The organism is Empedobacter sp. R750 (assembly GCF_030324345.1).
Classification (GTDB): Bacteria; Bacteroidota; Bacteroidia; order Flavobacteriales; family Weeksellaceae; genus Empedobacter; species Empedobacter falsenii_C.
The window spans coordinates 97,870-119,765 of the sequence record NZ_JACAGF010000012.1 but is presented as its reverse complement, the minus strand read 5'-3'; the positions used below and the strand labels follow the sequence as shown (position 1 = coordinate 119,765).

Below are 21,896 nucleotides of genomic sequence, written 5' to 3'. Positions count from 1 at the left end.
AGCTTCCTTTTTACAACTAACTCAGAATTTACTACTCATAACTTCCAAAACACCCCTATAATCCCCTCAAGGGGATATTTCAACTTTTACTTCTATTCTTGTAAGCCTTAAATCTTACATCTTATAACTTATTACTCAAAACTTATAACTCAGAACTTAAAACCCGCGTTAGGGATAGTAGTGGAAATCCTTTTGTAGGAATTGTATTTCCTATAATCATTTTTATTTTCTTCTACAAAAGATTGGAACGGATAGCCCGACCGAAGGGAACGCCTATATAATTACCCTTAGCTTTATGTTTCATTAATATTTGTCCATCTGCTATAATTTTAGTACATTGAAGAATAATTTAATTTGAATAAAATTTTATTTATTCAGCAAGAGGTTTTCTATCTCTTTATATGTTGTAATCATTAGATTACTCATTCTATTCTGTTTTACACAGTTTTTATAGAAGTTTGTTTCTATATCAGGTCGTTTCAGACATAAAAATCAATTACTATCGAATGATAGTTGAGTAGTTCATATAAGTTTAATTAAAAACAATTCATGAGTTTAAAAGTAGGCATTATCGGGGCTGGACCAAGTGGTTTGGCAATGTTAAGAGCATTTGAGTCAGAAGAAAAGAAAGGTAACAAAATTCCAGAAATTAAATGTTTTGAGAAGCAAGACAACTGGGGAGGAATGTGGAACTACACTTGGCGTACAGGAGTAGGTAAATACGGAGAGCCATTGCATGGCAGTATGTATAAATATTTATGGTCGAATGGACCAAAAGAATGTTTAGAATTTGCAGATTATACATTTTCTGAACACTTTGGGCAAACAATATCTTCTTATCCACCTAGAGAAGTATTATTCGATTATATAGAAGGGAGAATTAAACAAAGTAATGCGCGAAAGTACATTCAGTTTAATACCGTTGCAAGGTGGGTAGATTATGTAGAGGATAAAAAACAATTTCGCGTTGTTTTTGATGATTTAAAGAAAAATGAAACGTTCGAAGAGTATTTCGATTATTTAATTGTCGGAACTGGGCATTTTTCTACACCAAATATGCCTTATTTTAAAGGTATCGAGAATTATACAGGAAATGTAATGCATGCGCATGATTTCCGTGGAGCTGATCCATTTAGAGGCAAAGAAATTTTATTGATTGGGAGTAGTTATTCGGCAGAGGATATTGCGGTACAATGCTATAAACACGGAACTAAATCGGTCACAATTTCTTATCGTACAAATCCAATCGATTGTAAATGGCCAAATGGAATAGAAGAATTGCCTTTGGTCACACATTTTGAAGATAAGAAAGCATTTTTCAAAGACGGAACATCAAAAGAATTTGATGCAGTGATTATGTGTACAGGTTATCAACACAAATTTCCGTTTTTACCAGATAATTTGCGTCTAAAAACAAAAAATTGTTTGTATCCAGAAGGAATGTATAAAGGTGTAATATCAGATGTTAATGCTCAATTGTTATTTTTGGGAATGCAGGATCAATATTACACATTTAATATGTTTGATGCACAAGCATGGTTTGCACGTGATTATATTTTGGGACGAATTGATTTACCTTCAAAACAGGATATTCAAAAAGATATTCAGAAATGGATTGATTATGAAAAACAATCGATTTCTGCTGATGATCATGTTGATTTTCAAACGGATTATTTGAAGGATTTGATTCATTTAACTGATTATCCTATGTTCGATTTGGATAAAGTTGCTAATATGTTCAAATCTTGGTTAAAAGATAAAGAAGAAAATATTTTGACTTATCGGGATAAAACCTATACCTCTGTTATGGACGAAACGAAAGCAGAAAAACATCACACAGCTTGGATGAAAGAGTTGGATGATAGTTTAGAACGCTATTTGGATGAAGATCCGATTGATGAAAAGCAATTAGAAAAAACAAATTATTATTAATATTAACAAAAAGACTAACAAATGTGTTGGTCTTTTTTTATTTTCAATTGTATATTTAAACATCGTTAAAAAAGAAAAGTGTTTATTTTTGACAGAGCACAACACAATATGATTTAATACAATAGAAATGGAGATTCAATATTTTTTCGAATTATTTGGTACACTTTTTTTTGGAATTTCGGGCGCTTTAGCAGCAGATGAAAAATCTGGTAACGATTGGTTTGGTGTAACCTTTATTGCTTTCCTAACTTCAATTGGAGGTGGTACAATTCGTGATATTTTACTTTCCGTTGAAATTATGTGGATAAAAGATGTGAATCTTATTTATGCGGTAGGGATTGGTGTTATTTTAGCGGCAATTTTCTATACGCCTTTACTTAAACTTCGTAAAACATTTATGCTTTTTGATACGTTAGGGATTGCTTTGTTTACAATTGTTGGTTTAGAAAAAGCTCTAAATCTTGGAATTCATCCCGTAATCGCACCTGTAATGGGAATGTTTACCGCGGTTTTTGGATCCATTATTCGCGATATGATGTTGAACGAAGTTCCGATTATTTTCAAGAAAGAAATTTATGCATTTGCATGTCTTTGCGGTGCAGTTATTTATATGATCTTATGGAAATTGGGACTTGATCGTAACATCAATTTCTTTGTTTCGGGTGGTGTGATTGTCGCAATTCGTTTGGCTGCAATCAAATACAACTTATCATTACCGAAATTCAAAAGTCATTAATTTATAGATTCGTATCTTAGCAAACTAATTTTTTATAGATGGAAATTCAATACATTTTTGAATTATTCGGAACGGTTGTGTTTGCAATTTCTGGTGCTTTAGCTGGAGATGAAAGACAAAAACACGATTGGTTTGGAATTGCTTGCTTTGCTTTTATAACGGCTGTTGGTGGCGGAACTTTACGCGATTTATTTCTTAACAGTTATCCGTTAGTTTGGATAAATGATATGAATGTCATTTACGCAGTTTTTGCTGGAATTTTATTAGCAGGATTATTTTTTAAATATTTTTCACGATTAAGAGTAACATTGATGCTTTTCGATACATTGGGAATTGCGTTATTTACAATAGTAGGTTTAGAGAAAGCACATTCTTTGGGTGCAAATGATTTTATTTCTGTGATGATGGGAATGATGACTGCTGTAATGGGTGGTATGTTGCGCGATGTTTTGATGAATAGAACGCCTACGGTTTTTGTGAAAGAAATTTATGCAATGGCATGTATCGCAGGAGGTGTGATGTATTTAATTTTTGATAATTTTGGATTAGATCGTAATATCAATTTCATCGTTTCGGGCGCTATTATCGCGGCGATTCGTATTGTAACTGTAAAATATAAGTTGTCGTTACCTAAATTTTATTAATCATGCAAAAAACACAATTTAATCAAGAAAATTGGACAGGAAGAATTGATTCTGAAGATGGAGAGTTAGGTTTAAGAATTCATCAAGTTATTTCTGATTACGATAAATTTGAAACATCATCCGTTCAACCAAAAGTACTTTTAGGATTTTGTTCAGAAGAAGGTGTTGAACGAAATAAAGGAAGAATTGGTGCGAAAAATTCGCCAGATTTGATTCGAAAAAGTTTAGCAAATTTACCTTTACATTTTTCTGAAACTGATTTTATTTTCGATGCTGGAAATATTCACTGTGATGATAAAAATTTAGAATCTGCACGAGAAGAACAAATTAATCAAGTGTATAAAATCATCCAACAAAATCATTTTCCAATTATAATTGGAGGTGGACATGAAACAGCTTTGGGCGATTTTTTGGCTTTAGCAAAATCATACAAAAATATTGGAATTATCAATCTTGATGCGCATTTTGATTTGAGGACGCCAAATCCACAATCAACTTCTGGAACGCCTTTTTACGAAATGGCTAAGTATTGCGAAGAAAATGAAATGAAGTTCAATTATATTCCAATCGGTATTCAAGAATTAGGAAATACGAAAGCATTATTTCAACGAGCAGAAAATTTAGACGTTAATTTTATTTTAGCAGATGAAGTACATTTCAATTTGAATAAAGTGTTAGATGATTTGAAAACGATTGTTCAACAATTTGATGCGCTTTATGTGTCGTTGGATATGGATGTTTTTGATGCAGCTTATGCGCCAGGTGTAAGTGCAACGACAATTAATGGTTTGACACCTTTTCAGGTTAAATATATTTTGAAGGTTTTGATGAACTCAAACAAAGTAAAAATCTTTGATTTAGTTGAATATAATTCGCTTTTTGATGTTGATAACTCCACAGCGAAACTCTCTGCACAAATGATTTACGAAGTTTTAAGACATTAATTCTGAAATATTTTACAATATTTTGTAACCTTTTTCAGTTATCTGCGTATACATATATAGTGGTGTTGATAAAATGCCAAAAGAAATCGATAATAATCATTAATAATAGGAGGATTTTAGTTAAATGAGACAGCTTAAAATTACAAAGCAGGTAACAAATCGTGAAACTGCGTCGTTGGATAAATACTTACAAGAGATTGGTAAAGTAGATTTGATTACAGCGGAGGAGGAAGTAGAGTTAGCACAACGTATCAAAGCAGGAGATCGTGTTGCCTTAGAAAAATTAACAAAAGCAAACTTACGTTTCGTGGTATCTGTTGCGAAACAATATCAAAATCAAGGTTTAAGTTTACCAGATTTAATTAATGAAGGAAATTTAGGTTTGATTAAAGCAGCGCAACGTTTTGACGAAACGCGTGGTTTCAAATTTATCTCTTATGCGGTTTGGTGGATTCGTCAATCTATCTTACAAGCATTAGCAGAGCAATCTCGTATTGTACGTTTACCATTAAATAAAATTGGATCGATCAATAAAATTAATAAAGCCTATGCTTTATTAGAGCAAGAACATGAGCGTGCCCCATCTGCAGAAGAAATTTCTGAAGTTTTGGATATGTCTGAAGGTGATGTAAAAGAGTCGATGAAAAACTCTGGTCGTCACGTCTCAATGGATGCGCCATTAGTAGAAGGAGAAGATTCTAACTTATACGATGTATTAAACATTGGTGAATCTCCATCTCCAGATGTACAATTGATGATCGAATCTTTACGTGTAGAAATTGAACGTGCATTACAAACATTAACGCCTCGTGAAGCTGATTTAATTCGTTTATACTTCGGATTGAACGGACAACACCCAATGACGTTAGAAGAAATTGGAGAAACGTTTGATTTAACAAGAGAACGTGTTCGTCAAATTAAAGAAAAAGCAATTCGCCGTTTAAAACATACTTCAAGATCTAAGATTTTGAAAACATATATCGGACGATAAAAATAAAAAACTCCAACTAAATTTAGTTGGAGTTTTTCGTTATAATAATTTCCCGCTTAGTAAAATTGCAGCAATTGTAAAGTAGATAATCAATCCTGAAACGTCAACCAAAGTTGCAACGAAAGGCGAGGATGCTGTTGCGGGATCAAATCCAATTTTTCTCAAAATAAATGGAACTAAAGATCCAGAAAGTGTTCCCCATAAAACAATAACAATTAAAGATAAAGCGACTGTTAAAGCTACATACAACCAATATTCTCCATAACTATAAATTCCAGTTTTTTGCCAAATTAAGATTCGGATAAAACCCACAAATCCTAGAATTGCACCTAAGATTAATCCCGAAGCAAATTCTTTTTTCATTACATACCACCAATCTTTTAGCTTTAATTCGCCCAAAGCCATCGCTCGAATAATCAGGGAAGCCGCTTGAGAACCAGAATTTCCACCACTCGAAATAATCAATGGAACAAATAAAGCCAACACAACTGCTTTTTCGATTTCCTGGTCATAATAACTCATTGCAGAAGCCGTAAACATTTCGCCAATAAATAAGATAACCAGCCAACCTGCGCGCTTTTTGATTAATTCCGCAATAGGTGTTTTAGTATACGAAACATCCAATTCTTCCATCCCTCCGAATTTCTGAATATCTTCTGTATCACGCATTTTCATTCGGTCCAAGATGTCGTCGAAGGTTACAATTCCGACCAAAACATCATTTTCTGTCACAATTGGCATCGCAGAACGATCGTATTTATCAAAAACTTCTAAGGCTTCCTCTAAAGGAGTCGTCGTCTTGATTGAAACAAAATTATGATCGATCAAATCTTCAACTTTAGTATCTTCATCAGCCAAAAGAATTTCGCCAATTTTTAAATCATCAATTAATCTATTTTTTCCATCAACAATAAAAATATACGTCAACGTTTCCGCTTTCTTTCCATATTTTTTGATATGCGCCAAAACTTGTTTTACCGTATAATGTTCTTTTACCTGAATATAATTTGGCGTCATCAAACGCGCAATCGAATCTTCTTTGTATCCAATCAAATTCAGTGCTGTAGCGCGTTCTTCAGGATTTAAAAGATTAATGGAATGTTTGATTAATTGATCTGGGAAATTTTCAAAAAGTTCTGTTCGGTCATCAGGATCAAGATTGTTCAAAACTTCAGCTAAATCTTCGTCCGTCAAACTTTTTACAATTTCGTACTGAATATCGGGCTCAAAATAGGAGAATACTTCAACTTTATCATCATTCGAAAGCGAGTAAAAAGCGATATTTCTTTCCTTTACGTTCAACGCAGTTAATTGTTCGGCAATATCTGCTGGATGTTGATTAAGCATATTATTTTCCATAAATTTGTTGTTTTTTATCCCGAGCTGCAAATTAAGTCTTTTTGAGATGAGAAGAAGTATAGATTGGCTACTTTTAAGCTAATTTTAATATAGAAAATCATGATGAACAAAGCTGATCAAAACCAAATGAAAGAATATATAAAATCTATGGATGTAGATGACAGATTCGTTGGAATTTGGTCTGGAACTGATCATGGGAAATTTTTTAAAGGAGAAACAAATAGTTGGATGGTCAATAGAAAAGCTGACGGAACAATGACGGTTAACTTTAAAACGATTTATAGTGATGATCGTGTAACTTTTTCTGAAGACGAAGGCGTTTGGTGTACGATTGGCGACGAATATTACGAGTTTAGAGATTCTGATGAGATGGCAGATATTTATACTTATATTTTTATGTCAAAAGATTCGATTCATTTTATTATCAACGAAGAATTGAAAGACGAAGAACCTTATAACTTTATTGACAATAGAGTTTTCTTGGATTAAAAATAATTTTGCTGAATCATTTTTTCTGTTATATTCGTATTGAATTAATTAACACTGAAAATGAAAAAACTATTATTTACTCTCTTATTATCATCTTCTCTATTTGCACAAGAAAAAGCGACAGATTTGTTTAATGCAAACATTAGTTTTATTGGAATCGGAATTCAATATGAAAAAGCTTTATCCGAAAATTTTACAGCTGTTGGATCTTTAGACTATTTAGGAGGTTTCAGATACAGCTATAGCGATTTTTATGGGAGTGATTTTGAGTATATTTTGACAACAAATATAGCTTTAGAAGGACGTTATTATTATAATTTTGATCGAAGACTTTCTAAAGGAAAAAATACCAAAAATAATTCTGGGAATTATATTGCTTTAAAAGGAACTTATACGCCAGATTGGTTAACAACGTCTAATAGTGATAATTTAGGTGTTAATCCGCAAGGTTCTATTACATTCAATTATGGATTTAAACGTTCTTTTGCTCAAAACTTTTTTTACGAGTTTTATACGGGATTAGGACTTTCTCTTTATCAAGATGATAAAGTTACTTTTGATTATGAAATTCAAAATTATAAATATTATAAAAAAACAGAAACTGGAGTTGCCTTAGATTTAGGCTTTCGAGTTGGGTATAATTTCTAAAAAATATAAATCGTTGAGTTTTCAACGATTTTTTTATTTCCTTACCTTTGCACCACAAAATACAAACAACAAACAAAAAAAGTATGCCAATAGTAGCACCATCAATTTTAGCAGCCGATTTCGGAAACTTAGCAAAAGACATCGAAATGGTTAATAATTCTCAAGCAGAATGGTTTCATTTAGATGTAATGGACGGCGTTTTTGTTCCAAATATCTCTTACGGAATGCCAATTATCGAGAAAATTAATTCGTTAACAGAAAAAGTTTTAGATGTACATTTAATGATTGTTGATCCAGATCGTTACATTTCAACTTTCAAACAAGTTGGTGCAGATATTTTGACTGTTCATTACGAAGCGTGTACACATTTACATCGTACAATTCAGGCTATAAAAGCTGAAGGAATGAAAGCAGGAGTGGCGCTTAATCCGCATACACCAGTATCTGTTTTAGAAGATGTGATTAACGATTTAGATTTAGTTCTAATCATGAGTGTTAATCCAGGTTTTGGAGGTCAAAAATTCATCGAGAATACATACAACAAAGTATCAAAATTGAAAAAAATGATTACAGAAGCAAATGCAAATGTTATCATCGAAATTGATGGCGGAGTTGGAGTTCAAAATGCATCAAAATTGGTAGAAGCTGGTGCAGACGCTTTAGTTGCAGGTTCGGCAGTTTTCAATGCTGAGAATCCAACAGCATATATTGCAGAATTACAAAAAGCTTAATAAAAATAGGTTAATAAATAATAAAAAAACTGAATCAGAAATGGTTCAGTTTTTTTGTTAATGTCATTCTGAATGAAGCGTTAGTGGATTGAAAAATTTTATTAGATTCCTTGAAAGCTCGTATGACTTTTTACTAATCAACTCAGCCTGACAGTAGATGTCTTCTTGAACTTGTTTCAAGATCTCATCAAGTTAATCAAACAATTTTCTCATTAAAATCTTAACTTTGTTGCATGAATTTCTCTAAAGACAACCCAAAAAAGATTTATACGATTGATGAAATCAAAGATAAAATGGCAAAATATTGTCTTTATCAAGATCGTTGTCATTGGGAAGTAGAGAAAAAACTACGTGATTTTGATTTGATTCCAGAAGCGAAAGATGAGATTCTTTTTAAGTTAATTCATTACGGGTTTCTGAATGAAGAACGTTTTGTACATAGTTTTGTTCGAGGGAAGGTTAATCAAAAAATGTGGGGAAGAAATCGTCTTCGTCAAGAATTAAAAATGCGTCAAATTGATCAAAAATTAATTGAAAAAGCGTTTAAGGAAGAAATTGATTTGGAAAAATATTGGAATAATTTATTGCACTTAACACAGAAAAAGTTCAATTTATTAGCTTCTGAGCGCGAATCTTTCAAGAAAATAAACAAAGTAAAAGCATATTTAGCGTACAAAGGTTACGAGTTTGATTTGATGAATGACGCTATCGAAACAGTGAAAACAAAAGAGTAATACAATTCATCCACGAAATTCGACAATTCGGTCAACTATTTTTAAAATTAAAAACGACTTCACTTAATTTTATTCCATAATAAATAAACACATTATGGAAAATTTAATCAAAATCATTATTTACATTCACGCATTTTTCGGAGGAATTGGTTTGGTTGCTGGAACTGCTGTTATGATCATAAAAAAAGGAAACTCGACTCACAAAAAAGTGGGGAAAATATTTTCGATTGGTATGTTAGTTAGCTCTATTCTTTCGTTAATCATTTGTGCTTTTCCAAATCACCACAATTCTTTTCTTTTAATGATTGGTGTTTTTACAATTTATATGATTTTGATCGGAAATAGAATTCTGAATTATAAACGCAAAAATTATTCGAATAATTTAGATAAAATCATTTCTGGAGCAATGTTTATCACATCTATTGTGATGATTGTTTTTGGATTACTTCCACTTTTTATAAGCAATGGAATTGGATTATTGTATTTAATTTTTGGGTTTTTAGGCGGATTTATGTCTTATCGAGATTTTATTTTTTACAAGAATCCAGAGAATTATAAAAAATGGACAATGAATCATGTTGGAAAAATGGTTGGCGCTTATATCGCTTCAGTAACAGCGTTTTTGGTTGCAGGTGCTGGATTTGGAAATAATATTTATTTTTGGATTGTACCTTCAATTATCGGAACGATTTATATTTTTTCTTGGTCAAAAAAACTAAATAAAAAAGTTGCAGTGAATTGATTATCTTTAATCGAAACACTTGTATGAAGAATCTATATATTTTTCTCTTATTCATTCTTTTTGTTCAATGCGAGCAACCGAGTAATCAATCTGCTAAAGGTTGGGAAAAGACAGATGAAATAAAAGCAGATTCTGTTTTTAAAGATGAAAATGTAAATGAAGCTATTGAACAAGCTATTTATATTGCAAAAAGTAATCATATACCAATTAGAACAATCTCTCTCTTTTTCGCAAAAGAAAAATTTTATTTGTATGTTTCTTCGGCTGGACAAGATTGTTCAATAGGGAATTATTATACATTACCAATTACTATTCAAAATACAGATTATACTATTCTTTTAGATAAAAATGAAGTATTAAATAAATATATCGATATCTCAAATTTAAATTATATTCCTTTAGATAAAGAAAAAATAACATTCTGCTGCGAGATAAAAGGTTACGCTTTTCGATTTCATAAAGATGAAGAAGGAAATTACCAATTAAGAGAGTTGGAGCATTTTTATAATTATACGGATGATTTTGTTTTAGAAGAAGATAAAAAATATTATCCTATTCAATATGATGAAATTACAGAACCAGAACCATTTATTCATCCTAATGATGTAAAATAAAAAAACGAATTTCGAAACTCGAAACTCGAAATTCGTTTATACATCAAGTTCTAATAATAAGTAAAAACCATTTTCGAATGCTTTTTTTTCTTTTTCAATAAAGCCTTTTTGTTTGTAAAAACGTAGAGCTTTTGTGTTTTTTTCATCACACTTCAATCTAATTGGATATCCAACTTTTTCGATTACTTTATTCAATAATTCTGAGCCGATTGATTGGTTATGATATTGTTCGTCTACATATAAATGATGAATAAAATTGTCAATAAGCCAAACAGAAACAAATCCAACCAATATCTCATCTACGAATGCAACTAAAATGTATTCATTTTTAGTACTTTCATCAAAGTCAGATAATTTATATCGGGAAGTATCAGTCCACAAAAAAGTTTTTTGTCTAGATTGGAGAAACAATTCTTGTAAGGCTAGATAATCATCATTTCTGCTTTCAACAATTTTAATCATATTTTTTAAGAGAATAAACTAATATTTACCTAATTCGTTTTCAAATTCTTGTAGATAATTCGCTAAATGAAAACCATCTACAAAACCATGATTTGCTTCAACCGAAACAGGCATGTACATTTTATCGTTTTGGGTATACGCTTTTCCAAAAATAATTCGCGGAATAGATTCTCCCGTTCCAAAATTACTTGGTTGCGTTAAACCTGTAAATCTCGACCAAGGAAACGTAGAATGACGAACCAAACCAATGGTAATTTCTTCGTTTTTGATGTGCAAACCAACCGAGTTTTCTACACTTTGTATTTGCTCTTGAAGTTGCGCGTTAAATGCATCAAAATCTTCGGTAAAATTCATCAACGCAAAACCAAAAGTTCCGTCTTTTCTACCAATTGTTGTTCCGCAATCTAAATGATCGTACACAAAAATTTCATCATCTTCGATACGATATTTAAACTCATTAATCTTATTTTCTGCCAACATCGAGCAATGTAAATAAATGGCGAAAAAAGACAACTTATTTGCCTTTGCAAATTTGTATGCTTTAGAACATTCAACCTCCGCAACAACTCCGACATACGGATTATCCATTTTCGAGAACATATTAAAATGCTCTATACGATTCCAACCTTCAGGATTAAATTTCTGTTTCATTGCTGCAAAGTTAAAACCTTATGATTTATATTTATCATTATAGTATTAATAAAAAAACATTTTAGGAGTTTTGCATTGTTTTAAATAAAATTTAAAAAATTGATTAATATATAATTATAAAATTTTTATTAAAGAATATATTTTTATATTTGTTAAAGAAAATAGATTATTGATTGTATCAATTTTCATGAAATTTTCCAAATTTTTTAATTACTCTCACCCTAGAAATATATACTCTCCTACCATTGTTAATTTGTTTTGATATAATTTAATATGAAAACAAAGTTTTGATTATTAATTAAATATAAATAATACTTAAATTACAATGATAAAACAACATTGGGGATACTTTATTTTTTTATTCTTTTATAGTATTACACATGCGCAAGTAGTGAACTCAGGAGATATTGATTATACAAAAGTTGCTACCATATCTAATGTCACTCGAACTGGATATACAGGATCATCATACTATTCTAGTACGACATCATTTAATCTTCGATTTGGAGTAAATTCTAATGGTACAACGGCAGCAACAGTACCTGTTCTTAAATCATTCAAATATGGTACGATAGAATATGTTCCTTATTTAAAAGGGCTTACTCCTTATGAAAATATAAAAATTTCTAGAAAAGAAAATAATGATGTAAAAAGTGCGACGAAGTTTACCGGTTTTTTTGAATATAGTAATATTAGTGGTACTACAGACAAGTTTTTTAATGCTGAATATGTTGATAATCTTGAAACATTAATTAATAGTTATACATTAAATAGAGGGGTTGATAATATTTTTTCAAATTTCAATTCGAGTACGATGAATAATATTGAAAGAATTGATCTTATTCGAAATAGCGGAATGGAAGTACCAACTGGGGTTAGTCTTAATAAAGTTGGTGTTTTGATTTTAGAAAGAGGAGGTAATGATGATTATCGACTTGCTGCTATTACCAAATTGGATACAAATGGTAATGTAAGTGGTTTAGGAAGTTTAATTGCTCGGGCTAGAGGTAAATTTGGAGCTTTAGGAAAGAGTGTACTGTCGACTGTTTTTATGAATTCTAGCACAGTTTCTCCAGACCCCATAAAACCTAATCAAGATTTAACATCACAAAATATAGCAGGAGATTTTATTGATCTTGAAACATTAGGGCTTACACCAGGACAAGTGATTTATGGGATAGCTGTTTTTCCGAATGACGTTACATCAGCTATGGATCTTATTGGTTTATCAAATGTTCCAATTAATACAAATGGAGATAGTGATGGTGGAGGTCTTGACCTTATGGGAGGAGGAGGTTTCGCCATTGTGAGTACAACTGCTATTGTATCACTTAGTGGTAATGTCTACAGAGATATGATTAATAATAATATAGTAGATGGTGTTGGAATAGGAACAGCTAGTGGATCTCAGTTATATGCTTATCTAATCAACTCTTCTAATAAAGTTATTTTTAAACAAATAGTTAACACAAATGGTAGCTATTTGTTTTCTTCAATTTTAATAGATACAAGTGAAGATTATTCGGTAGCAATTGATTCTCGAAATTTAAGTATTAATGACGTATATCCTTCTGCTTATTCACTTCCAACAGGATGGGTTTCTATGGGGCAAACTTACGGAACAAATAATGGTTTAGGATCAGGAAACGATAGTAATACAACACTTAAAGTTCCGGTTAGATTTCTTACTTCGACTCCTTTTATTACTAATGTTAATTTTGGAATAAATCTTCATTGTTCAAAACCTGGAGATTTTACTACTGGCGGAAATCCTACAAATGTTGGTATTACCAATCAAACAAAACTTCCTAATTGGCCAGAAGCTATTCCCAATGCGTTTATCACATTAGAGTCAAAAGCTGACGGTTTAGTTCTGACGAGAGTTCAAAGTTCTACAGCTATAGTAAGTCCTAAGAAAGGTATGCTAATTTATGATGTAAATGCTGCATGTGTAAAATTATACAACGGGAATATTTGGAATTGTATTCAACGAAGTTGTAATGATTAATATCTAAATTTCAATAAATAGTTTTAAAATGAAAAAAATAATATACATTTTTATTTGTATAATCACAAGTTACGTAAACGCTCAAGTATATATTGGAACTAATAATGTAGTAGCTAATGAAAGTACACTTCTTTTTTTCGAAGGAAATACAACGAGTGATTTAACAAATGATGTGACAACAACTAATAGTAAAGGTATTATTCTTCCAGCAGTTGCAACTACACCTACTTATAATGTTGTAACTCCTACTACTAATAATCCTAATAATGGGACATTTATTTTTGATCGAACATCAAAAATGATAAAAATGTTTGAAAATGGTTATTGGAAAAACATATCTAATTCTGTCGGTAGCGATCTAAAACTATATGATAATAGTAGTGCAGAATTAGGAAAAGGAGTTATAATAGGAGAGCAAACAACCAATGCAAAAGGTGTTTTAGTTTTAGAATCTACGTCTAAGTCTTTAATTTTACCACAAATACAAAACCCACACATAACTGTTAAAAGTCCTTATGCAGGGATGATATGTTATGATACAGTGAGTAATACATTTGCTAGTTTTGATGGGGTGAGTTGGAATTATTGGCGATAATAAAATATCAAAACTATTTTCTTTTATAAATTCATCTAACTTATAAAACTCTATCTATTGTAGGTCAAATTTATGATTGTTAGTATTTAATAAATATTAACTTGACTTTATAGGATTCAATTTTCAACACTAAATTTCTGTTTCATCATTACAAATTTAAATACATTTTCACTAAATTGGTTTGTTAGTATGACTATTACCTAACATCATAAAAAATGAATAATGTGAATCTTAATTTATTCTCTGAAGTTGAATTGAAAGAAGAATTACTTTCAACATCTCAGCAGTTAAATTTTCCTTCTGCTACAGAAATTGTAAAGCCAGGTCAATATATAAAGGTTGTTCCTTATGTACTTTCTGGTGTAATTAAAGTATTGCGTATAAATGAAAACGGAGATGAATTATTTCTTTACTACATAAGAAAAGGCGAATCGTGTGCAGAATCTATAGCCAAAAGTATTTTGAATACAACTACTAATATTAAGGCAATTGTAGAAGAAGATGTAGAATTGCTAGCCATACCAACAGAAAAAGTGAACCAATGGTTTGTTAAATTTCCAAGTTGGCAATTGTTCGTTGTTAAAATGTTAAATCAACGCTACGAAGAACTTTCTCATACTTTAGATAACATTGCATTCAAAAAAGTAGAAAGCCGATTAATTGATTATTTAAAAGTGAAATCAGAAGTTTTGAATAGTAGAGTAATCATCATTACACATCAAGAAATTTCTTCAGAATTAGCTACCTCAAGAGAAGTTGTTTCTCGATTATTAAAAGCATTGGAAATTGAAGGTAAAGTAAAATTATATCGAAATAAAATTGAAATTATTTCTTTTGTGTGACAAAAAGTACAGACTTTCTTATCATGCTACCCGAAATTTGAAATAATAAAAGTATCGATATGAAAAAGAATATGGGAACGTTTGATAAATCAATTCGATTATTGATCGCAATAATTCTTGTTGTATTGTATTTCACGAATGTTATTTCAGGTACATTAGGAATAATTGCTCTTATAATAGCAGGTGTTTTTATACTAACAAGTCTATTAAGTTTTTGCCCACTTTATACAGTATTAGGTTTTAATACATGTGAAAAAAAATGACATACAATCTAACTAACCTACCTAAAATTGAAAAGCTACAAACCATTTAGGATGTAGCTTTTCTTATTTATGAAGATGATTTATTTAATCTTTTTTGTTGATATGCATCACCAATTACATTCAGAGTCACGCCTAGAATAATCATAAAAATTCCTAAAGCTAAACTCAGCGAAAAATCTTCACCAAATATCATAACACTTACAGCAACGGCAACCACAGGTTCTGATGCGCCAAGAATAGAAGTGGCTGTAGAACCAATATTTTTGATCGCATAAATCAAAGCGATGCTCGAAATAACTGTCGTTACAAAGGCAAATGTAAAAAAGTTGAAGGTTAATTCTAATGATGGTAAAATGAAAGATTCTTTGTGAAGAATCATTTTTATTGCGTAATAAATCGTTGTAAATAGAAACGAATAAAAGCTTAATGTAAAGCCTTTTATATCACGTACTTTCGATTTGTTGACTGTCACAATATATAATCCGTACCCCAAAGCACTGATAAATACAATTCCTAATCCGATTGGATTTAGCTCGAATTTTCCTTCTTTGAAACTTAGTAAAATGACGCCAGCCAATACAAAAACAATGGCTATAATGGTTGAAATTGTAATTCTTTCTTTGAAGAAAACAGCCATTATGATGGCAACAATCAACGGATAAACGAATAATAATGTGGAGGCAATTCCAGGAGTTAAATAATCATAACCTAAAAATAAAGCATCCGCTGAGATTCCGTACAATAATCCTAAAATGATTAAAAATGGAATCTGTTTTACATCTATTTTAAATGATTGTTTTTTGATGAATAAATATGTTCCGACAATCAATGCAGAAAAAAAGAATCGATAGAATAATGTAGTATCCATCGAAAAATTTGCCTGTTTTATAGGTAGGATAAATAATGGAATTAATCCATAAGATATAGACGAAATTAGCCCATATGCGTAACCTTTGAATTTCATTTTTAATAGAAAAAACGAAGTTCGAATTTCGAACTTCGTAATTGATTAGTATTTATTAAAATTTATTTTCTCGTAAAATCTAAATCGTGGAAATCGTAACTGAAATCTGTTAACGGAGAAATGGCTTTCATTTTGAAACCTGTCATTTTTCCATCTTTCATTTCAGCAAAAACAAAAGCATCTGCATGGAAATAACGATTGTACCATTTTACCGCAAACGTATTGTCTTTGTAAAATGACATTTCACCAGTTAATTGAGGCGAACGTTTCGATTCGAAAATTATTTTTCCTTTCTTTTCATAAATCACAACATCACCAAACCAATTATCTTTATACGTTCCAATTACACTTTTTACATCAAATTTGATGGCTTTATTTTTTTGGTTTGCTTCAACAGTTTTCCAAACAGCATTTGTAATATCATCGGCTTCTTCCACATTTTTCTTCATCAACTCATCATACGTTTTTACCCAATCTGTAGAAGAATTTTTTAAGTAAAAATCTTTTATTGTATTTGAAATTGCTCGGAAAGCTGCACCAGATTGTTGATTTGTCAAAATCACAATTCCTAATTTTTCTTGTGGATAAAACATCGTTTGTGTTACAATTCCTTCCAATCCTCCAGTATGCGAAACTTCTAATTTTCCGTTCATATCCTGTAATTGCCATCCCAAACCATAAGCTTTGAATAATGAATTATAAGGCGGAGTTGTACGATTTGGTTGTAAAGTTTGTGGCGTAATCATTTCGTTCATTTGTTTTTCAGAAATAATTTGTTTTCCGTTCACTTTTCCTTTATCCAAATTGAATTGCAACCATTTTGCAATATCATCAACATTAGAATAAATTCCTGCAGCTGCATCAAAAATAGTGTTCGTATAACGATCAATGACTTGTAATTTTCCGTCAATCGGAACGTGTGGATCAATTGCATTTTTCTTGTCTTTTACTAAGTGCCAATTCGCCGCTGTATTCGTCATTCCAATTGGTTCTAACAATCTTTTTGTTACAAAATCTGTCCAAGATTGCCCCGAAACTCGTTCAATCACAACTCCTGCAATAATATATAATAAATTATCGTAATCATATTTGACACGAAAATCTGAAACTGGTTTTAAAAACTGAATATTAGAAATAATATCTTTAGGAGTGAAATTGTGTCCATCAGGCCAAACCATCAAATCTCCTGCGCCCAAACCTAATCCACTGCGATGCGTTAATAAATCACGAATTGTGAACTCTTTGGTTACATAATCGTTGTACATCTTGAATTCAGGAATGTGCGTAATCACTTTATCATCCCACTTTATTTTTCCTTCATCAACCAAAATTGCCAAGGCCGCTGCTGTAAAAGCTTTCGAGTTAGAAGCAATTCCAAAATTTGTATTAGACTTAACTTTTTCTCCCGTTTTAAGCGATTTTACACCATAACCTTTCGAATGTACAATTGTTCCATCTTTGATAACCGCAACAGACATTCCAGGAACATCAAAAGTTTTCATGGCATTTTCTGTGACTTGATCAATGGTTTGATTCGAAATATTTTGTCCAAAAGCTGTAAAAGAAGCTAATGTGATTGTTGATAAAAGTATATTTTTCATGTGTGAGTTTGAATTTTCACGAAGTTAGAAATTTTTATTCATCAGCTTATAGCTTTTAGTAAAATATCAAAAATAGAGGATCAATTAATTTTGAATGATTTAAAACTAAATTATAATCAAGTATAAAGTAATTTACAATTAATTAAAAACGTAAATTAGTTAAAAATAATTTAATGAAAATAGCTTTCTTTTCGTCTAAGCCTTATGACAAAACTTTTTTTGAGGCTGAAAATAAAAATTACGGTTTTGAACTTAATTTTTATGAAACACATTTAGGTCCACATATCGTCAACGCAATTGAAGATGAGCAAGCAGTTTGTGTGTTTGTGAATGATAAAGTGAATCGACAAGTCATTGAAATTTTAGCAAAAAAAGGCGTTAAAATTATAGCTTTGAGATGTGCTGGTTTTAACAATGTCGATTTGGAAGCTGCGAAAGAATTTGGAATTAAAGTTTGTCGCGTCCCTGCATATTCTCCTGAGGCAGTGGCAGAGCATACAATGGCGATGTTGTTAACATTGAACCGAAAAACGCATAAAGCTTATAATCGCGTTCGTGAACAAAATTTTGCATTGAACGGTTTGCTTGGTTTCAATCTTTTTCAAAAGACAATTGGAATTGTTGGAACAGGAAAAATTGGAAAGGCTTTTGTCAATATTGCGAAAGGTTTTGGTTGCAAAATAATTGCGTATGATTTGTATCCAGATCAAGAATTGATGAATAATGGCGTGGAATATGTTGAGCTGGATAAGTTGTTTAAAAGCTCAGATATTATTTCGTTGCATTGTCCGTTGACGCCAGAAAATCATTACATGATTAATCAAGAAACGATTGCGATGATGAAAGATGGCGTAACGATTATTAATACGAGTAGAGGCGGATTAATCAATACACATGAAGCGATTGAAGCTTTGAAAAATCATAAAATTGGTTATTTGGGAATTGATGTTTACGAGCAAGAAGAAAAATTATTTTTCAAAGATTTATCGGCAGAAATTATTCAAGATGATATGATTCAACGATTGATGAGTTTTCCAAATGTTTTGGTCACTGCACATCAAGCTTTTTTTACACAAGAAGCATTGGAACAAATTTCAGAAATTACGATGCGAAGTATTTCAGAGATTAAGGAGAAAGGTTCGACTGATGAGGTTGTGATGTTATAAATCTCCTAAATGAGTGGACTTGAAACCATCATATTTTTTGAGACCAAATCCTAGAAAACGATCGAACGAAATATGAGCGGAAAATATAAATCCAATCATCAAACACCATTCAATATGTAAAAAATAACCAATAAGAATCAATGAAATTGTCGTAAAATAATTATGAATAAAATTATAGGATATTGCACCAATCTTATTTCCAAAAAGATAACCTAACATAAAAATATCGGGAGCAAGAAAAAGAATTGCAAACCACATCCATGATAATTTTAGGAGACTATATAGAACGATCATAAGAATTAATAGAGCAAGTTGTTCTAATTTTAGTATGTTTTTCATGCGATTGGTATTTAATTTATTAGTACAAATATTTTACCAATTGTTACAAAAAAAAGCCACTCTATTGTGAGTGGCTTTGATAATTATTTATATCCCATTATTTAGTGAGGAAAGAGTTTCATTAATAGAAAAGTATTCAACATTGATATTTGTTGCTCCTATTTGTTTTACTCGTTCGCTATGCATTTCAGCATAATTTTGAGCATTTTCTAAAGTGTCAAATATATAAATACCTCCACTTCTTGCAGTGTCTGAATTTTCGATCCATATTTTTGAGATGAATCCTTTTTCAGTATTTATACTTTCTGCTAATGAACGAGCATTTTTTGTTAAATTTTCTCCCATCATTTGAATAGGAAAATCAAAATTTATTTGAATTAAAATCATTATTACTTTTTTATCAAAGTTCATTAAATTGTTTTAAAATATCTGTAATATTTGTTACAGTGAGTTCAAAAAAAAAGAGCTACTTTAAAAAGTAGCTCTTATATAATTATATAAAAATTTTAATCATTCAATTTCAAAACAGCTAAGAAAGCAGATTGTGGAACTTCTACACGTCCAATTTGACGCATTTTCTTCTTACCAGCTTTTTGCTTTTCTAATAATTTACGTTTACGAGAAATATCACCACCGTAACATTTCGCCGTAACGTCTTTACGTAACGCTTTGATTGTTTCTCGCGCAATAATTTTTGCACCAATCGCTGCCTGAATTGGAATATCAAACTGTTGACGAGGAATTAATTCGCGTAATTTCTCACACATTTTTTTCCCAATATTGTAAGCATTATCAACATGAATTAAGGCAGATAAAGCATCCACAACTTCACCATTAATCATGATATCAACTTTTACCAATTTCGAAGCTTTCATTCCAGAAGGTGCATAATCAAACGATGCATATCCTTTTGAAATAGATTTTAATCGATCATAAAAATCAAAAACAACTTCAGCCAAAGGCATATTGAAAATCATTTCTACTCTATGTTGAGTTAAATAATTTTGAGATTGTAATTCACCACGTTTTTCAATACATAAACTCATTACAGGACCTACGAATTCAGATTTTGTAATGATTGCTGCACGAATATATGGTTCTTCTACACGATTTAATCCTGATGGATCTGGTAATTCAGATGGATTATGAACGGGAATCATTTTTTCTGGATCTTTTTCCAAATAAGCTTCATACGAAACGTTAGGAACAGTCGTAATTACTGTCATATTGAACTCACGCTCTAAACGCTCCTGAATAATTTCTAAGTGTAACATTCCTAAGAATCCACAACGGAAACCGAAACCTAATGCAGCAGAAGATTCAGCCTCAAAAGTTAATGAAGCATCATTCAAACGTAACTTTTCAATAGAAGCACGCAAATCTTCGTAATCTTCTGTGTCAACCGGATAAATACCCGCGAAAACCATTGGTTTTACTTCCTCAAAACCATCAATAGCTTCGCTTGCAGGATTCTCTACTAATGTAATTGTATCTCCAACTTTTACCTCAGAAGCTTCCTTAATTCCAGAAATAATATAACCTACATCACCAGTTTTAATGACTTTCTTCTCAACTTGATTCAGTTTCAACGTTCCAATTTCATCGGCACCATATTTTTTGTTGGTTGCCATGAATTTTACTTGATCTCCTTTTTTGATTTCTCCATTTACCACTTTATAAAAAGCTTCAATTCCTCGGAAAGGATTATAGACAGAGTCAAAAATCAAGGCTTGTAACGGTGCATCTGGATCACCAACTGGCGCAGGAACTTTCTCGATAATTGTATGTAACAATTCTAAAACTCCTTCACCTGTTTTTCCACTTACACGCAAAACATCTTCGGGATCACAACCAATCAAATCAACAATATCATCTGTTACTTCTTCTGGATTTGCAGAAGGTAAATCGATTTTGTTCAAAACTGGAATGATTTCCAAATCATTTTCTAAAGCCAAATAAAGGTTAGAAATAGTTTGTGCTTGTATACTTTGCGCAGCATCTACAATTAACAAAGCTCCTTCACAAGCGGCAATCGAACGAGAAACCTCGTAAGAAAAATCCACGTGACCAGGAGTGTCAATTAAATTTAAAATATATTTTTCACCATCTTTTTCATATTCCATTTGGATGGCGTGCGATTTAATTGTGATTCCGCGTTCGCGTTCCAAATCCATATCGTCTAAAGTTTGATTTTGTAACTCGCGATCAGAAATCGTGTTTGTTACTTGCAATAAACGATCGGCCAAGGTACTTTTACCATGGTCAATATGGGCGATAATACAGAAATTACGGATATTTTTCATATTCTATTTGTCGAATAGGCAAAAATAATCTTTTCCGTGCAGACTGCAAGTATTTTGAAAAATATTATGAATTATATTTTAATAAATTAACGAGAGTTGAAGTGAGAAATGCTGAATTAAAAATAAGTAATATCATCA

General features: G+C 31.3%; 24 protein-coding genes. 16 read left to right on the top strand and 8 right to left on the bottom strand.

Annotated features, from left to right (window positions below; all coding sequences use genetic code 11):
* The first annotated feature begins 549 nt into the window (after window positions 1-549).
* The 5 genes from HXZ74_RS12890 (at window position 550) to HXZ74_RS12870 (ending at window position 5,247) form a co-directional block, all read left to right on the top strand.
* Window positions 550-1,932: a trimethylamine monooxygenase gene (locus tag HXZ74_RS12890; RefSeq protein WP_286475739.1), complete on the top strand. Its 1,383-nt coding sequence runs from the start codon at window positions 550-552 to the stop codon at window positions 1,930-1,932.
* Window positions 1,933-2,059: 127 nt separating this feature from the next.
* Window positions 2,060-2,668 carry a trimeric intracellular cation channel family protein gene (locus HXZ74_RS12885; protein WP_114997845.1) on the top strand — a complete coding sequence of 203 codons (609 nt, stop codon included), beginning with the start codon at window positions 2,060-2,062 and terminating at the stop codon, window positions 2,666-2,668.
* A gap of 38 nt (window positions 2,669-2,706) precedes the next feature.
* Window positions 2,707-3,312: a trimeric intracellular cation channel family protein gene (locus HXZ74_RS12880; protein WP_280063355.1), complete on the top strand. Its 606-nt coding sequence runs from the start codon at window positions 2,707-2,709 to the stop codon at window positions 3,310-3,312.
* Window positions 3,313-3,314: 2 nt separating this feature from the next.
* Window positions 3,315-4,256, top strand: a complete 942-nt coding sequence (gene hutG / locus HXZ74_RS12875; RefSeq protein ID WP_286475737.1) for a formimidoylglutamase — start codon at window positions 3,315-3,317, stop codon at window positions 4,254-4,256.
* 124 nt (window positions 4,257-4,380) lie between these two features.
* On the top strand, window positions 4,381-5,247 hold the full coding sequence (locus HXZ74_RS12870; protein ID WP_019975176.1) for a sigma-70 family RNA polymerase sigma factor: 867 nt from the start codon (window positions 4,381-4,383) through the stop codon (window positions 5,245-5,247).
* A gap of 39 nt (window positions 5,248-5,286) precedes the next feature.
* Here HXZ74_RS12870 and mgtE read toward each other — a convergent pair whose 3' ends face one another.
* Window positions 5,287-6,606 carry a magnesium transporter gene (gene mgtE, locus HXZ74_RS12865; protein ID WP_114997840.1) on the bottom strand — a complete coding sequence of 440 codons (1,320 nt, stop codon included), beginning with the start codon at window positions 6,604-6,606 and terminating at the stop codon, window positions 5,287-5,289.
* Between the two features lie 99 nt (window positions 6,607-6,705).
* Between mgtE and HXZ74_RS12860 the strand changes: the two genes are divergently transcribed.
* From HXZ74_RS12860 to HXZ74_RS12835, 6 genes are all read left to right on the top strand, one after another.
* The gene (locus HXZ74_RS12860; RefSeq protein WP_038332499.1) at window positions 6,706-7,095 is read left to right on the top strand and encodes a hypothetical protein; all 390 of its coding nucleotides are present in this window, start codon (window positions 6,706-6,708) and stop codon (window positions 7,093-7,095) included.
* A 60-nt stretch (window positions 7,096-7,155) separates the two neighbouring features.
* On the top strand, window positions 7,156-7,743 hold the full coding sequence (locus tag HXZ74_RS12855; protein ID WP_286475735.1) for a hypothetical protein: 588 nt from the start codon (window positions 7,156-7,158) through the stop codon (window positions 7,741-7,743).
* An 83-nt stretch (window positions 7,744-7,826) separates the two neighbouring features.
* Window positions 7,827-8,474 (top strand): ribulose-phosphate 3-epimerase, encoded by a 648-nt coding sequence (rpe, locus tag HXZ74_RS12850; protein ID WP_286475733.1) that lies wholly within the window; start codon window positions 7,827-7,829, stop codon window positions 8,472-8,474.
* A 233-nt stretch (window positions 8,475-8,707) separates the two neighbouring features.
* Window positions 8,708-9,208: a regulatory protein RecX gene (locus HXZ74_RS12845; protein ID WP_280063361.1), complete on the top strand. Its 501-nt coding sequence runs from the start codon at window positions 8,708-8,710 to the stop codon at window positions 9,206-9,208.
* A gap of 94 nt (window positions 9,209-9,302) precedes the next feature.
* Entirely contained in the window at window positions 9,303-9,950 is a 648-nt protein-coding gene (locus HXZ74_RS12840; RefSeq protein WP_280063362.1) for a DUF2306 domain-containing protein, read from the top strand.
* 23 nt (window positions 9,951-9,973) lie between these two features.
* Window positions 9,974-10,564 carry a hypothetical protein gene (locus HXZ74_RS12835; protein WP_280063363.1) on the top strand — a complete coding sequence of 197 codons (591 nt, stop codon included), beginning with the start codon at window positions 9,974-9,976 and terminating at the stop codon, window positions 10,562-10,564.
* Window positions 10,565-10,600: 36 nt separating this feature from the next.
* Here the strand turns inward: HXZ74_RS12835 and HXZ74_RS12830 are convergent, their stop codons facing one another.
* Together HXZ74_RS12830 and HXZ74_RS12825 are read right to left on the bottom strand one after the other, a co-directional pair.
* The gene (locus tag HXZ74_RS12830) at window positions 10,601-11,026 is read right to left on the bottom strand and encodes a GNAT family N-acetyltransferase (protein ID WP_280063364.1); all 426 of its coding nucleotides are present in this window, start codon (window positions 11,024-11,026) and stop codon (window positions 10,601-10,603) included.
* A gap of 18 nt (window positions 11,027-11,044) precedes the next feature.
* Complete coding sequence (locus HXZ74_RS12825; RefSeq protein ID WP_280063365.1) at window positions 11,045-11,677, bottom strand: CatA-like O-acetyltransferase; 633 nt, start codon at window positions 11,675-11,677, stop codon at window positions 11,045-11,047.
* An 814-nt stretch (window positions 11,678-12,491) separates the two neighbouring features.
* On the opposite strand from HXZ74_RS12825, the gene HXZ74_RS12820 reads away from it, so the two are divergent.
* From HXZ74_RS12820 to HXZ74_RS12805, 4 genes are all read left to right on the top strand, one after another.
* Entirely contained in the window at window positions 12,492-13,685 is a 1,194-nt protein-coding gene (locus HXZ74_RS12820; RefSeq protein WP_280063367.1) for a phage tail-like protein, read from the top strand.
* Between the two features lie 28 nt (window positions 13,686-13,713).
* On the top strand, window positions 13,714-14,280 hold the full coding sequence (locus HXZ74_RS12815; RefSeq protein WP_038332516.1) for a phage tail-like protein: 567 nt from the start codon (window positions 13,714-13,716) through the stop codon (window positions 14,278-14,280).
* 215 nt (window positions 14,281-14,495) lie between these two features.
* A complete protein-coding gene (locus HXZ74_RS12810) occupies window positions 14,496-15,122 on the top strand; it encodes a Crp/Fnr family transcriptional regulator (protein WP_038332519.1) in 627 nt (208 codons plus the stop codon).
* Window positions 15,123-15,181: 59 nt separating this feature from the next.
* Complete coding sequence (locus HXZ74_RS12805) at window positions 15,182-15,385, top strand: YgaP family membrane protein (protein ID WP_280063239.1); 204 nt, start codon at window positions 15,182-15,184, stop codon at window positions 15,383-15,385.
* A 67-nt stretch (window positions 15,386-15,452) separates the two neighbouring features.
* Here HXZ74_RS12805 and HXZ74_RS12800 read toward each other — a convergent pair whose 3' ends face one another.
* Together HXZ74_RS12800 and HXZ74_RS12795 are read right to left on the bottom strand one after the other, a co-directional pair.
* A complete protein-coding gene (locus HXZ74_RS12800; RefSeq protein WP_280063240.1) occupies window positions 15,453-16,349 on the bottom strand; it encodes a DMT family transporter in 897 nt (298 codons plus the stop codon).
* Window positions 16,350-16,411: 62 nt separating this feature from the next.
* Entirely contained in the window at window positions 16,412-17,950 is a 1,539-nt protein-coding gene (locus HXZ74_RS12795; protein WP_280063241.1) for a serine hydrolase, read from the bottom strand.
* A gap of 173 nt (window positions 17,951-18,123) precedes the next feature.
* Here HXZ74_RS12795 and HXZ74_RS12790 point away from each other — a divergent pair, with 173 nt between their 5' ends.
* A complete protein-coding gene (locus HXZ74_RS12790; protein ID WP_114997809.1) occupies window positions 18,124-19,116 on the top strand; it encodes a 2-hydroxyacid dehydrogenase in 993 nt (330 codons plus the stop codon).
* Here HXZ74_RS12790 and HXZ74_RS12785 read toward each other — a convergent pair.
* From HXZ74_RS12785 to lepA, 3 genes are all read right to left on the bottom strand, one after another.
* Complete coding sequence (locus HXZ74_RS12785; RefSeq protein WP_114997808.1) at window positions 19,111-19,455, bottom strand: DUF4260 domain-containing protein; 345 nt, start codon at window positions 19,453-19,455, stop codon at window positions 19,111-19,113. The genes HXZ74_RS12790 and HXZ74_RS12785 overlap by 6 nt on opposite strands.
* 87 nt (window positions 19,456-19,542) lie before the next feature.
* On the bottom strand, window positions 19,543-19,866 hold the full coding sequence (locus HXZ74_RS12780) for a monooxygenase (protein WP_221408221.1): 324 nt from the start codon (window positions 19,864-19,866) through the stop codon (window positions 19,543-19,545).
* 95 nt (window positions 19,867-19,961) lie between these two features.
* Window positions 19,962-21,758 carry a translation elongation factor 4 gene (gene lepA / locus HXZ74_RS12775; RefSeq protein ID WP_038332533.1) on the bottom strand — a complete coding sequence of 599 codons (1,797 nt, stop codon included), beginning with the start codon at window positions 21,756-21,758 and terminating at the stop codon, window positions 19,962-19,964.
* Window positions 21,759-21,896 lie beyond the last annotated feature (138 nt).

Bases quoted from the DNA above. Each gene is read 5' to 3' on its own strand.
- HXZ74_RS12890 (WP_286475739.1), top strand. From the start codon at position 550: ATGAGTTTAAAAGTAGGCATTATCGGGGCTGGACCAAGTGGTTTGGCA.
- HXZ74_RS12885 (WP_114997845.1), top strand. From the start codon at position 2,060: ATGGAGATTCAATATTTTTTCGAATTATTTGGTACACTTTTTTTTGGA.
- HXZ74_RS12880 (WP_280063355.1), top strand. From the start codon at position 2,707: ATGGAAATTCAATACATTTTTGAATTATTCGGAACGGTTGTGTTTGCA.
- hutG (WP_286475737.1), top strand. From the start codon at position 3,315: ATGCAAAAAACACAATTTAATCAAGAAAATTGGACAGGAAGAATTGAT.
- HXZ74_RS12870 (WP_019975176.1), top strand. From the start codon at position 4,381: ATGAGACAGCTTAAAATTACAAAGCAGGTAACAAATCGTGAAACTGCG.
- mgtE (WP_114997840.1), bottom strand. From the start codon at position 6,606: ATGGAAAATAATATGCTTAATCAACATCCAGCAGATATTGCCGAACAA.
- HXZ74_RS12860 (WP_038332499.1), top strand. From the start codon at position 6,706: ATGATGAACAAAGCTGATCAAAACCAAATGAAAGAATATATAAAATCT.
- HXZ74_RS12855 (WP_286475735.1), top strand. From the start codon at position 7,156: ATGAAAAAACTATTATTTACTCTCTTATTATCATCTTCTCTATTTGCA.
- rpe (WP_286475733.1), top strand. From the start codon at position 7,827: ATGCCAATAGTAGCACCATCAATTTTAGCAGCCGATTTCGGAAACTTA.
- HXZ74_RS12845 (WP_280063361.1), top strand. From the start codon at position 8,708: ATGAATTTCTCTAAAGACAACCCAAAAAAGATTTATACGATTGATGAA.
- HXZ74_RS12840 (WP_280063362.1), top strand. From the start codon at position 9,303: ATGGAAAATTTAATCAAAATCATTATTTACATTCACGCATTTTTCGGA.
- HXZ74_RS12835 (WP_280063363.1), top strand. From the start codon at position 9,974: ATGAAGAATCTATATATTTTTCTCTTATTCATTCTTTTTGTTCAATGC.
- HXZ74_RS12830 (WP_280063364.1), bottom strand. From the start codon at position 11,026: ATGATTAAAATTGTTGAAAGCAGAAATGATGATTATCTAGCCTTACAA.
- HXZ74_RS12825 (WP_280063365.1), bottom strand. From the start codon at position 11,677: ATGAAACAGAAATTTAATCCTGAAGGTTGGAATCGTATAGAGCATTTT.
- HXZ74_RS12820 (WP_280063367.1), top strand. From the start codon at position 12,492: ATGAATAATATTGAAAGAATTGATCTTATTCGAAATAGCGGAATGGAA.
- HXZ74_RS12815 (WP_038332516.1), top strand. From the start codon at position 13,714: ATGAAAAAAATAATATACATTTTTATTTGTATAATCACAAGTTACGTA.
- HXZ74_RS12810 (WP_038332519.1), top strand. From the start codon at position 14,496: ATGAATAATGTGAATCTTAATTTATTCTCTGAAGTTGAATTGAAAGAA.
- HXZ74_RS12805 (WP_280063239.1), top strand. From the start codon at position 15,182: ATGAAAAAGAATATGGGAACGTTTGATAAATCAATTCGATTATTGATC.
- HXZ74_RS12800 (WP_280063240.1), bottom strand. From the start codon at position 16,349: ATGAAATTCAAAGGTTACGCATATGGGCTAATTTCGTCTATATCTTAT.
- HXZ74_RS12795 (WP_280063241.1), bottom strand. From the start codon at position 17,950: ATGAAAAATATACTTTTATCAACAATCACATTAGCTTCTTTTACAGCT.
- HXZ74_RS12790 (WP_114997809.1), top strand. From the start codon at position 18,124: ATGAAAATAGCTTTCTTTTCGTCTAAGCCTTATGACAAAACTTTTTTT.
- HXZ74_RS12785 (WP_114997808.1), bottom strand. From the start codon at position 19,455: ATGAAAAACATACTAAAATTAGAACAACTTGCTCTATTAATTCTTATG.
- HXZ74_RS12780 (WP_221408221.1), bottom strand. From the start codon at position 19,866: ATGAACTTTGATAAAAAAGTAATAATGATTTTAATTCAAATAAATTTT.
- lepA (WP_038332533.1), bottom strand. From the start codon at position 21,758: ATGAAAAATATCCGTAATTTCTGTATTATCGCCCATATTGACCATGGT.